We start from the raw sequence: 12,210 nt of genomic DNA, 5'->3' as shown, positions 1-12,210 counted from the left end.
TTCTGTTTTGAGCGGTTATAGTCAAGTTCTACGTGAGATAACTCACAAGCACCACGCTTTTCAAGGGAGAGAACATGGCAGCGAATCTTGACCCGTTCCAGTCGGCCCACAATGCCGGGCCTGGACGCCGCACCATCCTGAAAACGCTCGGTATAGGTGCTGCCGGCCTGGCGGGCATTCCGCTGCTGGCTGCTTGCACCGGCGGCTCCGGCCCCGCCCCAGGGGCCTCATCGAACAGCCTCACCTTCGGCTCAGGTTCTTCGGACGATGTGCCGAAGAACGCCTACAAAGCCGTCACCGATGCCTTCACCAAGAAGACCGGCATCACGGTGGCCACCAACGTTGTCCCGCACAACGACTTCCAGAACAAGATCAACTCCTACCTCCAGGGCAGCCCGGACGATGCCTTTACATGGTTCGCCGGCTACCGGATGCAGTACTACGCAGGCAAAGGACTCCTGGCTCCGGTGGACGACGTATGGGAGAAGATCGGCGGCAACTTCTCCGACGCCATGAAGAAGGCCTCCACCGGGCCGGACGGCAAGATGTACCTCGTCCCCAACTACAACTACCCCTGGGGTTTCTTCTACCGGAAGAGTTTCTGGGCTGAAAAGGGCTACGCAGTCCCCAAGACGTTCGACGAACTGAAGACCCTGGCAGCAAAGATGAAGGCCGACGGCATCATCCCCATCGGCTTCGCGGACAAGGACGGCTGGCCGGCCATGGGCACGTTCGATTACATCAACATGCGCCTCAACGGCTACCAATTCCACGTGGACCTCACCGCCCACAAGGAAAGCTGGGATCAGAAGAAGGTCAGCAATGTCTTCGACACGTGGAAGGCCCTCCTACCGTTCCAAGATCCTGCTGCCCTCGGCCAGACCTGGCAGGATGCCGCCAAGGCCCTCGAAGCCAAGAAGACCGGCATGTACCTGTTGGGCTCCTTCGTGACCCAGCAGTTCACGGACCCCACAGTGCTTGCCGACATCGATTTCTTCCCGTTTCCGGAAATCGCCGTCGAAGGCACCGACGCGGTCGAGGCCCCCATCGATGGCCTGCTCCTCTCCAAGAAGGGCGGCGACAACAAGGCAGCGCACGATTTCCTTGCCTTCATGGGATCCGCCGAGGGCCAGAACGCCTACGCAGCCGTGGACACCTCCAACATCGCCACCGTCAAAGGCGCCGACACGTCAAAGTTCACCCCGCTGAACAAGAAATGCGCGGACACCATCGCCAACGCCAAGTACATCAGCCAGTTCCTGGACCGCGACGCCCTCCCCGCCATGGCCAACAACGTGATGATCCCCGCGCTGCAGTCCTTCATCAAAGACGGCACCGTGGACGTCAAGAATCTTGAAGCGCAGGCCAAGACCCTTTACGCCGCCCAGTAGTTGCCGTGACAGGAACGACGACGGCGGTACCAGCCGCCGTCGTCGGGTCACCTTTTGCAAACTGAAGGAATCCCCATGAGTACTACCGCCGAAAAACCGGCCGCACCGGACAGCGAGCCCGGCGCTGCCGGGCGAACCACAGCCGGCAAGGGTCACGCCGGCGCTGGCAGGCCGCCGGGCAAAGCACGCAAAGTCCGCCGCCTCACCCGGCGTGACAAGTTGGTCCTCGCGATCATGGTGGGTTTGCCTACCCTGATCCAACTGCTGCTGGTCTGGCTGCCCACGCTCTTTTCCATCGCGCTGAGCTTCACCCGCTGGAACGGCCTGGACATCAAGGACATCAAGGCGGCCGGAACGGACAATTACCGCTTCGTGGTCCAGGACTATCCCCCGTTCTGGCCTGCCATGCAGCACAACATCCTGTGGCTCGTCTTCCTGGCCCTGATCGCAACACCCCTCGGCCTGCTCCTGGCCGTGCTCCTGGACCAGAAAATCCGCGGCAGCAAGATCTACCAGAGCATCTTTTTCACGCCCGTCATGCTGTCCTTGGCCCTGATCGGCATCATTTGGCAGCTCTTCTATAACCGGGACAGCGGGCTGCTGAACTACCTCCTGGGCACGGCCGGCACACCCCGGGCCGTTGACTGGTTCGGAGATTCGAACGTCAATATCTGGGCAGCCATGGTCGCAGCCACGTGGCGTCACGCGGGCTACGTCATGATCCTGTACTTGGCCGGCCTCAAGGGCGTGGACCCGTCCCTGCGCGAAGCGGCGTCGATCGACGGCGCTAACGCTGTGCAGACGTTCTTCCGCGTGGTATTCCCGGCCATGCGCCCCGTCAACATCGTGATCGTGGTGATCACGATCATCGAGTCGCTGCGTGCCTTCGACATTGTGTACGTCATCAACCGCGGAACCAACGGCCTCGAATTGATCAGCGCCCTGGTGATCCAGAACCTGATCGGCGAAGGCCAGGTGATCGGTGTCGGCTCGTCCCTCGCAGTGATCCTCTTGGTCATCTCGCTGATTCCGATCGTCTTCTACCTCAGCCGAACCTTCGGCAAGGAGAGCAAAGCATGAGCACCCTCGCCAACCCCGTCCCACGTACCGCAGCAGCTGTGGGCGTGTCCCGGAACCGGGGCAAACGCCACTACGGGACCCATATCTTCCTGACCGTGATGGCCGTCATGTGGCTGATCCCGCTCGGCTGGTCCCTGTACACGGCCTTGCGTCCCAAGGCCGATACGGACAAGTTCGGCTACTTCAGCCTTGGGGGCACCTTCAATTTCGACAACTTTATCCAGGCCTGGACCCAAGGCGGATTCTCGAAATATCTCTTGAACTCCGTCCTTATCACCGTCCCCTCGGTGCTCCTGACCCTTTTCTTTGCCTCAATGATGGCTTTCGCCGTCTCCCGGGTGAGCTGGAAATTCAACATCACGCTGTTGATCATGTTCACGGCCGGCAACCTCCTGCCCCCGCAGGTCCTCGCGGCCCCGTTGTTCGAGATGTTCAAGCACATCACGCTGCCATACTCCTTCAGCGATTCCGGCAACCTCCTCAACACCTATATTTCGGTGATCGCCGTGGACACGGCCTTCCAGATCGGCTTCTGCACCTTCGTCCTTTCCAACTACATGAAAGCCCTCTCCTCGGACCTCACCGAGGCTGCGCTGGTGGACGGTGCCGGGATCTGGCGGCAGTACTGGAACATCATCCTGCCCCTCTGCCGGCCCGCCCTCGCGGCGCTGGGCACGCTGGAAGTCATTTTCATCTACAACGATTTCTTCTGGCCGCTGCTCTTCATCCAAAGCGGTAACCGGCTGCCGATCACTACTGCCATCAATAACCTGCAGGGCGAGTTCCTCAGCAACTACAACCTCCTGGCGGCCGGTGCCACCATCACCGTGATACCCACCCTGATCATCTACCTCGTGCTGCAGCGCCAATTCGTGGCCGGCCTCACGCTCGGTTCCAGCAAAGGATAAAAACGCATGGCCATGGATTACATCGTCGACAAGCTGGGCGGCCGGATCGCCTTCGGTGGGGACTACAACCCCGAGCAATGGCCCGAAGAGGTCTGGAAACACGACGTCGCCCTCATGAAGGAAGCCGGGGTGAACCTGGTGAGTGTCGGGATCTTCAGCTGGGCACTCCTGGAACCGGAGGAAGGCCGTTACGAGTTCGGTTGGCTGGACAGGGTCCTTGAGCTTCTCCACGCCAACGGCATCAGCGTGGACCTCGCGAACGCGAGTGCCTCTCCCCCGCCGTGGTTCAGCCGCAAATACCCCGATTCGCTCCCGGTGGATGCCGACGGCGTCCGGCAAAGTTACGGTTCGCGGCAAGCTTTTGCGGCGTGTTCCCCGGACTATCGCCGGGCGGCAGCAGCCCTGACGACGGCGATCGCGCAGCGCTACGCCGGGCACCCCGCCGTCGTCATGTGGCATGTCCACAACGAGTACGGCTGCCACAACCAACCGGACTTCGGTCCGCATGCGGAACGTGGCTTCCAGGACTGGCTCCGGGACAGGTACGGCAGCCTTGATGCGCTCAATGAGGCGTGGGGCACGGCGTTCTGGTCACAGCACTACTACGACTGGGCAGAGATCCTGCCGCCACGCCGTTCCGGAACCTGGGTCAACCCCACCCAACAACTAGATTTCGCGCGGTTCTCCTCCGATGCGCTCCTCGAGTGCTTCAACGCAGAAGCGGACATCATCCGGGCACATTCAGAGCATCCCGTGACCACGAATTTCATGGGCTTCAACATGGGCCTGAACGCCCCGGTGGACTATTGGCGCTGGTCCGGACACATGGACGTCGTCTCCAATGACCACTATCTGATCGCCGCCGACGAGCGGAACTTCCAGGACCTGGCGATGACAGCCGACCTCACCCGCGGATGGGCGCAGGGCAAACCATGGCTCCTGATGGAACACTCCACCTCCGCGGTCAACTGGCAACCCCGAAACGTCGCCAAAGTGCCGGGTGAAATGTTGCGCAACTCCCTGCAACACGTGGCCCGCGGAACCGATGGCGTGTTGTTCTTCCAATGGCGGGCCTCCCGAGCCGGCGCAGAAAAATACCATTCGGGACTGGTCCCCCACGCTGGCCGTGACAGCAAGGTGTGGCGCGAAGTAGTGCAGCTGGGCCGTGCGCTCGAGAGCATTTCGGGGGCGGCCGGCTCCACGGTCCAGGCCGAGGCCTGCATCATCCACGACACGGATGCCCGCTGGGGCACCGAACTGGACTCGCACCCCAGCGAGGACGCCCGGAACGTCCCCGAAACACGGCGTTGGCACGATGCCCTCTACCGGGCCGGCATCACCACGGACATTCGGCAAAGCACCGACGACCTCTCCGGCTACAAGCTGGTGATCGCACCCATGCTGTATTTGGTCACGGATGAAGGCGCCGCAAAGCTCCACGAGTACGTCGAAGCCGGCGGAACCCTGGTGATCACGTATTTCTCCGGAATCGTTGACGAGAACGACCACATCCGCATGGACCCGGTCAATGGCGGCGGCTACCCGGGGGCATTCTCCGAACTGCTCGGCGTGAGCATGGAGGAATTCTTCCCCCTGCGTTCCGGAGACACCGTGGGCTTGAGCCAGTTCGGCTCCGGGACTCTGTGGAGCGAGTTGGGGAAGGCGACCGACGCTGAGGTTCTCGCCACGTTCGACGGCGGTGCGGGGCCCGGAGGTGCAGGCCGGGGCGGGTCCGGCGTCGGAGGCTCCCCGGCGGTCACCCGCCGAGCGGGAGCGAGCGGACGCGGTGCCGCGTACTACGTCGCCACCAGTCTGGGCCGCACCGGGCTGGCCGAACTGGTCCAGCTCCTCTGCTTGGACGCCGGGGTGGAGCCGGTCCTGGGCGTTCAGCCTCCGGAAGACGTGGAAATCGTCCGCAGGAGCAACGGATCCACGGACTGGATTTTCGTCATCAACCACAGCGCCCATGATGTGGATGTGCCGCTCGACGGCGTCGAGCTCCTGAGCGGAACCGCCACCGGAGGTACGCTAAACCTTACTGCCGGGGGCGTCGCCGTCGTCGCCACTCCCGCCTAACCACCTGCCGTCCTTCCAGAAAGGCTCCAATGCTTCAGGCCGCGCGCCACACAGCCATAGTCGACGCCGTCCAGCGCGAACGGGTTGTCCGCGTCTCGGATCTCGCTCAACTGCTGGGCGTCTCCGCGATGACCGTTCGGCGCGACATCGAGTCGCTTGAGGAATCGGGCCTCGTCGAGCGTATCCATGGCGGGGCCAAGATACCCGGTGATGCGCGGACCCACGAGCCAGGGTTCGAGCTGAAGTCCACCCAGCTGATCGAGGAAAAGCACGCGATCGCGGTAGAGGCTGCAACCCTCGTCCACGAAGGCATGGCCGTGGGCCTGAGCGCAGGAACCACCACCTACGAGCTCGCCAAGGAACTCCTGGAAGGCCCGCGGATCACGGTGGTGACGAACTCAATCAGGATCGCGGATCTCTTCCACAATGCCTCAGGTTCCCGCCCGGGTTTCCCGGTCATCGTCACGGGTGGCGAGCGCACGCCGTCGGACGCTTTGGTAGGCCCCATTGCCACCGCCGCCCTGAAGCAGCTGCACCTCGACACGCTGTTCCTGGGCGTCCACGGCATGGACGCAGACGCAGGATTCACCACTCCGAACCTGCAGGAAGCCGAAACCAACCGAGCCTTCATCAGCGCGGCCCGCAACGTGGTGGTCTTGGCGGACCACAGCAAATGGGGAACGGTGGGCATCGCTTCGATTGCCCAGCTGGAAGAAGCCGACGTGCTCGTGACGGACTCGCGCCTCGGCGAGGATGCCCGGCGCATCCTCGCCGAAGGCGTCGGGAAGCTCAGGATCGCGACGCCCTGAGCTCAACTGACTCGCAGTAGGTGTCGTTTTCAGGCCCCAAAACGACAACAAATGCGAGTCAGTTGGGTGGAAGAACCGCTACGGGCAGCCGCACGATTGCCGGATGCGGAGTTGGGTCGGGAAGACCCTGTGCTGCGGGGGTTCGTTGCGGTCCGCACCCACCAGCGCAGACACGGCAGCTTCTGCCATCTCCCACACCGGCTGTTCCACGGTGGTCAGCGCCGGCCAGCTGTACTCGGCCTCAACCGAACCGTCGAAGGATGCCACGGCAATATCCTCCGGAACGGACAAGCCAGCCTCGCGGATTGCCCGCAGAACCCCGATTGCCTGCATATCGGAGCTTGCGAAGATCGCCGTCGGACGGTTGTCCGAGGCCAGAAGTCGCTGCCCGGCCTCATAGCCTCCCGGGCGATCGAACCGGCCCCGGGCAAGGGGTCCAACAGGCAGGTCGGCAGCCTGTAGAGCCTGCAGCCAACCCCGTTCCCTTCCGTCAGCTTCGTTGTCCGCCGTCGTTCCCATGGCAAGGCCGATGCTCCTGTGACCATGGCTGATCAAATGTTCCACGGCCAGCCGGGCACCGGCCTCGAGGTCCACGCCCACGCTGTTGAATCCGGGAGCGACCGAGGCATGGTTAAGCAGGACCGAGCGGATTCCGGCTCCCACAAGCTCCAGCAGGTCTGGTTCAAACATGACGCTGGCCAGTACCACACCATCAACCTGCCGGGCGGCGAGGTTGCGGATGTGGCGGCGTTCGGAGTCCAGTTTGTTGTCGGAATTCGTCAGCAGCAGGGCATATCCGCGCTCGGCGGCCGCCACCTCGACTGCGTGCCCCAGCAGCGCCCAGAACGGGTTGCTGGAGTCCGGAATCACCAAACCAACAGTTTGGTTGGAACCCATTTTGAGGGCACGTGCAGTCGCGTTCGGCCGGTACCCCAGGATCCGGATGGCGTCCTGGACCTTGGCTTCCGTGGCCGGCGCCACCTTCTTGGGACCGCCGTTCACCACATAGCTCACGACGGCGGTGCTCACCCCGGCGTACCGGGCCACGTCTTTGCGCGTTACCGGTCCGCGCGGGGTGTGCACTGCCGAAGTTGTCATGGTGATCATGCTAGCTACAAAGCTTCGGGTGCATCTCCGAAGTCCCGGATGGGGAGCCGCTCGCCACCGCGGAGGGCCGATTCGTGCGCCACGACGCCCGGAAGCGTGAAGCGGGCAGCCACCCAGGCATTGACCGGAGGAAGACTCCCCTGGTTCACGGCGGTGACGAAGTCGTCCACCAGGAATTGGTGGCTGCCTTCGTGCCCGGTGGGGGCACCATCGAATTCAGCAGGCAGCCGGCTGGCGTCGTGCACCGGAGCGAGGCCGGAGATGAAGGCACCGCGAAGCTCCGGGGCGACGTCCGCCAGCGACGGGTCGTCGGCCGACATGCTCGGCTTGGTCTCCACTTGCTCAGAGACGTCCATCACGCCCTCCTTGTCCTGCCACAGCGTGGTGGTGGCCAACTGCTCAAAGCTCGCCTCCGTCCCGAAGAAACGGAACCGGGACTCGCGGATGTGCGAGGGATAGCCCACGCGGCGCATCTCGTTGGTCCGCATCGCGCCGCCGTCGTTCATTTCGAAGAGCGCAGTGGCGTTGGAGAAGTCGTTGTCGAACATGCTGACTTCCTTGTCGAAGACCCCGTCGCCCCGATCGTCCTTGACGCCGATGCAGCTGACGCTCACCGCATAGCCGGGTACGGCCCCCAGCACGCCGCCGATGGCGTGGGTGGGGTACAGCATGGGCGGATAGCTGGCGGTTGCCTTCCAGTTTTCGCCGCCGCTGTACTGGTAGGCCTCGTAGAAGCCTAAGTCCATGTCGTGGACGTAGTCACCCTCCGTGTAGAAGATGCGGCCGAACTTGCCAGCGGCGTGCTGCTTGCGGGCGTAGACCGTGGCGGGGTTGTAGTAGCTTGTCTCCCCCATGGCATAGACAAGCTTGGTCTCGCGCACAGCGTCGATGATCCCTGCGATCTGGTCCTCGGAGATTGCCATGGGAACGGCTGAGTAGACATGCTTTCCGGCGCGCAGCGCCTTGATCACCAATGGACCGTGTGTCCAGCGCTGCGTGAAGATGGCGACGGCGTCGACGTCGGAGGCCAGCAACTCATCGAAGCTGTCCATGGTTCCGTCCAGGCCCAGCTGTTCAACAGCCTTGGCTGCCCGTTCAGGTAGCTCATCCACCGCGTAGACCGCGGAAACCCCGGGATGGAGCTTGAAGAGTTGGGCAAATTGGCCGCCAAACTGGCCAAGTCCTACTACTCCCATTGAAAACGTCATTGTTAGCCCTTCGATGATGGTGGTTGCTCGCGGAGTGCCGTCTCCGGACGGGATATGGTCCGAAGGGCGGCTCAGGCCAGTGAATCACTACGATCTACTCGAGTCAACAAAACGCAATAAATCCAAAATAATCGCACAAAATCTCACAAAGTTACTTGACCCCGCCATATCTACTCGTGTAGATTTCCATCAGTTGTAACCCACATCACAGTCAGGAAAGGGTCGAAGATGACCACCCTTGCCAAACAAGCGGAGCCCGCCGCACCTCCCCAATCGGGCAAACCGTCCAAGTTCAGCATTCGCCGGATCGGGGACTTGAAGATCGCACTTCTGTTCATCTTCCCGGCGTTGATCGGCTTTGTAGTTTTCTTCCTGATCCCCACCATCCGGGGCATCTACCTGAGCTTCACCGAGTACAGCATCCTGGGTGACCCCACCTGGATCGGCATCAAGAACTACACGGCAATATTCAGCGACGATCTGTTCTGGAACGCCATGGCGGTCACCGTGCAGTACGTAGCACTGAACATCGGATTCCAGACCGTCATCGCCATCGGACTCGCACTGCTCATGCACCGCGTGGCCAAGTCGACGTTCATCCGTGGCGCGCTCCTGCTCCCGTTCCTGGTGGCCAACGTGATCGTCGCGCTGCTCTGGTTCTGGATGCTCGACTATCAGCTGGGCATCGTCAATGAGGTCATCAGCTGGTTGGGCCTCCCCCGCATTGCGTTCTTCGGGAGCGAACAGTGGGCCATCCCCACCATCGCCTTCGTGAACGTCTGGCGGCACATGGGCTACACCGCCCTGCTGATCTTCGCCGGCCTGCAGTCCATCCCCAACCACGTCTACGAGGTGGCCAACCTTGACGGGGCCTCCCCCACCCGGACGTTCTGGAGCATCACCATGCCGCTCCTTCGCCCCGTCCTGGTCCTTGTCCTGGTGGTCACCGTTATCGGTTCGTTCCAAGTCTTCGACACGGTCGCCGTGACCACTGGCGGCGGACCGGTCAACGCCTCCCGCGTCATCCAGATGTACATCTACCAGAAGGCCTTCGGCGAGTCCGACTTCGGCTACGCCTCGGCACTGTCCGTGATTCTCTTCATCATTCTCGCGCTGGTGGCCTTCATCCAGATGAAGTTCCTCAAGGGCAACGAGACGGACCTGGACTAAGGAAAACCCGCCATGAGTACCTCCACCAATTCCCGCCGTACGCGCGAGTCCGCTGCCGCCGTCGTCGGCCCCTTGCAGTCGCGCCGCCCCCGCACGAAACCCTTCAACTGGCGCCGCACCGGCGCTTGGGTCCTCGTGGTGATCGCCGTCGTGGTCACGATCGCTCCGTTCCTCTGGATGCTCCGGACTGCACTGTCCAGCAATCACTCGCTGGCCTCCAATGCGGGCAATCTCCTTCCTGCAGACTTCAGCTGGGGCGCCTTCCAGCGCGTCCTGGGACTCCAAAGCCCCGAGCAGGCAATCGCCGAGGGTGGTTCCGGCGCCGCCATCAACTTCTGGCTGTACCTGCGAAACTCAATTGTTTTCGCCACCATGACCACTGCAGGCCAGGTGTTCTTCAGCGCGATGGCCGCCTACGCCTTTTCCCGACTGCGCTGGCCCGGCCGGAACAAGGTCTTCGCGATCTTCCTTGCCACCATGATGGTCCCGCCGATCTTCACTGCCCTGCCCAACTTCCTGATGATCAAGAACCTGGGCCTGCTCAACAGCTTTGCCGGCCTGGCATTGCCCTACATGTTCATGACGCCCTTCGCCATCTTCTTCCTGCGCCAGTTCTTCCTGAGCATGTCCCGCGAAGTGGAAGAGGCAGCCATGCTCGACGGCGCCAAGCACCTCCGGATCTTCTTCCAGATTGTGATCCCCAACGCAGCCGCACCACTGGCCACCCTGGCGCTGCTGACCTTCATAGGCCAGTGGAACGAGTACTTCTGGCCGCTTCTGGTGGGCCAGGACGAGAACGTCCGCGTCCTCACCGTTGGCCTGGGCGTCTTCAAGTCCCAGTCCCCGCAAGGCGCACCGGACTGGAGCGGACTGATGGCCGCCACGCTCGTGGCAGCCATCCCGGTTCTCCTGCTCTTCATCGCCTTCGGCAAGAAGGTAGTCAACTCCATCGGCTTCTCGGGCATCAAATAGCTCCCCCTCCCCAACCAACGCCCTGCTCTATCGCAACCCCCTGAAAGGTCCACCATGAAGAAATCCACTGGCACCGTCGCAGCTGCCGTCGCCGTCGCTGCCGCAGCCGCGCTGTCGCTCTCCGCTTGTGGCGGCGGCTCCGCCCCCGCCTCCAGCGAGGCCAAGGGCGAAATCAACTACTGGTTGTGGGATGCCAACCAGCTGCCCGCCTACCAGCAGTGCGCGAGTGACTTCACCAAGGCCAACCCGAACATCACGGTCAAAATCACGCAGCGCGGCTGGGACGACTACTGGACTACCCTGACCAACGGCTTCGTGTCCGGCACCGCTCCGGACGTCTTCACCGACCACCTCGCCAAGTACCCGGAATTCGCCTCCAAGAAGCAGCTGCTGGCCTTGGACGACGCCGTGGCCAAGGACGGCGTCAAGCTGGACAGCTACAACAAGGGCCTGGCCGATCTCTGGGTGGGCCAGGACGGCAAGCGCTATGGCCTTCCCAAGGACTGGGACACCATCAGCCTCTTCTACAACAAGGCCATGACTGATTCCGCAGGCATCACGGCCGAGCAGATGGCCAAGCTGGATTGGAACCCCAAGGACGGCGGCAGCTACGAAAAGACCATCGCCCACCTGACCGTGGACAAGAACGGCAAGCGCGGAGACGAAGCCGGCTTCGACAAGAACAACGTCGCCGTCTACGGCCTGGGCCTGGAATCCTCCGGTTCCGGCCAGGGCCAGACCCAGTGGAGCTTCCTGACAGCCACAACCGGCTGGACCGCCACCGACAAGAACCCGTGGGCAAGCAAGTTCAACTACGACGACCCCAAGTTCCAGGAAACCATCAGCTGGTGGGCCGGACTCGCGGACAAGGGCTACATGCCCAAACTTGAAACAACGGTAGGCGCCAGCGTGTCGGACAACTTCGGAGCCGGCAAGGCTGCGATCAACACCAGCGGCTCATGGATGATCGGCCAGTACACCAGCTACAAGGGCATCAAGACTGCCATCGCACCCACCCCAGTGGGCCCCAGCGGCAAGCGCGCGTCCATGTTCAACGGCCTGGCGGACTCCATCTGGGCCGGCACCAAGAACCCCGCAGCAGCCACCAAGTGGGTTGAATACCTCGGTTCCTCAGCCTGCCAGGACGTCGTTGCCAACAAGGCAGTAGTCTTCCCCGCAATCTCCACCTCCTCGGACCTGGCCGCCAAGGCCTTCGCGGCCAAGGGTGTGGACGTCTCGGCCTTCACCACCCAGGTCAAAGACGGCACCACGTTCCTCTTCCCCATCGCAGACAAGGCTGCCAAAGTTGACGGCATCATGAAGCCCGCAATGGATGCAGTGCTCAGCGGCAAGAAGCCCGCCAGCTCGCTGTCCGATGCCAACAACCAGGTCAACAACCTCTTCAAGTAACCCCGAACCAGTCCGGGCGCCGCCGCTTCACTCCTTTGACGGCGGCGCCCGGACTCCCACTCCCTCATAACGCAACTCA

At 62.5% G+C, this 12,210-nt stretch carries 10 protein-coding genes; 8 read left to right on the top strand and 2 right to left on the bottom strand.

The window, feature by feature from the left end; genetic code table 11:
- The first annotated feature begins 74 nt into the window (after nucleotides 1–74).
- From OW521_RS15165 to OW521_RS15145, 5 genes are all read left to right on the top strand, one after another.
- Nucleotides 75–1,391 carry an ABC transporter substrate-binding protein gene (locus OW521_RS15165; RefSeq protein WP_268020450.1) on the top strand — a complete coding sequence of 439 codons (1,317 nt, stop codon included), beginning with the start codon at nucleotides 75–77 and terminating at the stop codon, nucleotides 1,389–1,391.
- Between the two features lie 75 nt (nucleotides 1,392–1,466).
- The gene (locus OW521_RS15160) at nucleotides 1,467–2,471 is read left to right on the top strand and encodes a carbohydrate ABC transporter permease (protein WP_268020449.1); all 1,005 of its coding nucleotides are present in this window, start codon (nucleotides 1,467–1,469) and stop codon (nucleotides 2,469–2,471) included.
- The gene (locus OW521_RS15155; RefSeq protein WP_268020448.1) at nucleotides 2,468–3,379 is read left to right on the top strand and encodes a carbohydrate ABC transporter permease; all 912 of its coding nucleotides are present in this window, start codon (nucleotides 2,468–2,470) and stop codon (nucleotides 3,377–3,379) included. Before OW521_RS15160 ends, OW521_RS15155 begins: the two co-directional genes overlap by 4 nt.
- Before the next feature lie 6 nt (nucleotides 3,380–3,385).
- Entirely contained in the window at nucleotides 3,386–5,455 is a 2,070-nt protein-coding gene (locus OW521_RS15150; RefSeq protein WP_268020447.1) for a beta-galactosidase, read from the top strand.
- Between the two features lie 29 nt (nucleotides 5,456–5,484).
- A complete protein-coding gene (locus tag OW521_RS15145; protein WP_268020445.1) occupies nucleotides 5,485–6,264 on the top strand; it encodes a DeoR/GlpR family DNA-binding transcription regulator in 780 nt (259 codons plus the stop codon).
- Nucleotides 6,265–6,342: 78 nt separating this feature from the next.
- Here the strand turns inward: OW521_RS15145 and OW521_RS15140 are convergent, their stop codons facing one another.
- Entirely contained in the window at nucleotides 6,343–7,362 is a 1,020-nt protein-coding gene (locus OW521_RS15140; protein ID WP_268020444.1) for a LacI family DNA-binding transcriptional regulator, read from the bottom strand.
- Nucleotides 7,363–7,376: 14 nt separating this feature from the next.
- Complete coding sequence (locus OW521_RS15135; RefSeq protein WP_268020443.1) at nucleotides 7,377–8,579, bottom strand: Gfo/Idh/MocA family protein; 1,203 nt, start codon at nucleotides 8,577–8,579, stop codon at nucleotides 7,377–7,379.
- Between the two features lie 228 nt (nucleotides 8,580–8,807).
- On the opposite strand from OW521_RS15135, the gene OW521_RS15130 reads away from it, so the two are divergent.
- From OW521_RS15130 to OW521_RS15120, 3 genes are read left to right on the top strand one after another with little or no spacing between them, the layout of a single operon-like run.
- Entirely contained in the window at nucleotides 8,808–9,749 is a 942-nt protein-coding gene (locus OW521_RS15130; RefSeq protein WP_268020442.1) for a carbohydrate ABC transporter permease, read from the top strand.
- 12 nt (nucleotides 9,750–9,761) lie between these two features.
- Complete coding sequence (locus OW521_RS15125; protein ID WP_268020441.1) at nucleotides 9,762–10,721, top strand: carbohydrate ABC transporter permease; 960 nt, start codon at nucleotides 9,762–9,764, stop codon at nucleotides 10,719–10,721.
- A gap of 54 nt (nucleotides 10,722–10,775) precedes the next feature.
- Nucleotides 10,776–12,131, top strand: a complete 1,356-nt coding sequence (locus OW521_RS15120) for an ABC transporter substrate-binding protein (RefSeq protein WP_268020440.1) — start codon at nucleotides 10,776–10,778, stop codon at nucleotides 12,129–12,131.
- The last annotated feature ends 79 nt before the right edge of the window (nucleotides 12,132–12,210 follow it).

Source organism: Arthrobacter sp. MMS18-M83 (assembly GCF_026683955.1).
In the GTDB taxonomy this organism is placed as follows: Bacteria; Actinomycetota; Actinomycetes; order Actinomycetales; family Micrococcaceae; genus Arthrobacter.
The sequence above is the reverse complement of the archived record's forward strand: the minus strand, read 5'-3'. Positions and strand labels throughout refer to the sequence as shown.

Excerpts from the sequence above, each read along its gene's own strand:
- OW521_RS15145 (WP_268020445.1), top strand. The coding sequence starts at position 5,485 with ATGCTTCAGGCCGCGCGCCACACAGCCATAGTCGACGCCGTCCAGCGC.
- OW521_RS15165 (WP_268020450.1), top strand. The coding sequence starts at position 75 with ATGGCAGCGAATCTTGACCCGTTCCAGTCGGCCCACAATGCCGGGCCT.
- OW521_RS15140 (WP_268020444.1), bottom strand. The coding sequence starts at position 7,362 with ATGACAACTTCGGCAGTGCACACCCCGCGCGGACCGGTAACGCGCAAA.
- OW521_RS15155 (WP_268020448.1), top strand. The coding sequence starts at position 2,468 with ATGAGCACCCTCGCCAACCCCGTCCCACGTACCGCAGCAGCTGTGGGC.
- OW521_RS15160 (WP_268020449.1), top strand. The coding sequence starts at position 1,467 with ATGAGTACTACCGCCGAAAAACCGGCCGCACCGGACAGCGAGCCCGGC.
- OW521_RS15125 (WP_268020441.1), top strand. The coding sequence starts at position 9,762 with ATGAGTACCTCCACCAATTCCCGCCGTACGCGCGAGTCCGCTGCCGCC.
- OW521_RS15150 (WP_268020447.1), top strand. The coding sequence starts at position 3,386 with ATGGCCATGGATTACATCGTCGACAAGCTGGGCGGCCGGATCGCCTTC.
- OW521_RS15120 (WP_268020440.1), top strand. The coding sequence starts at position 10,776 with ATGAAGAAATCCACTGGCACCGTCGCAGCTGCCGTCGCCGTCGCTGCC.
- OW521_RS15130 (WP_268020442.1), top strand. The coding sequence starts at position 8,808 with ATGACCACCCTTGCCAAACAAGCGGAGCCCGCCGCACCTCCCCAATCG.
- OW521_RS15135 (WP_268020443.1), bottom strand. The coding sequence starts at position 8,579 with ATGACGTTTTCAATGGGAGTAGTAGGACTTGGCCAGTTTGGCGGCCAA.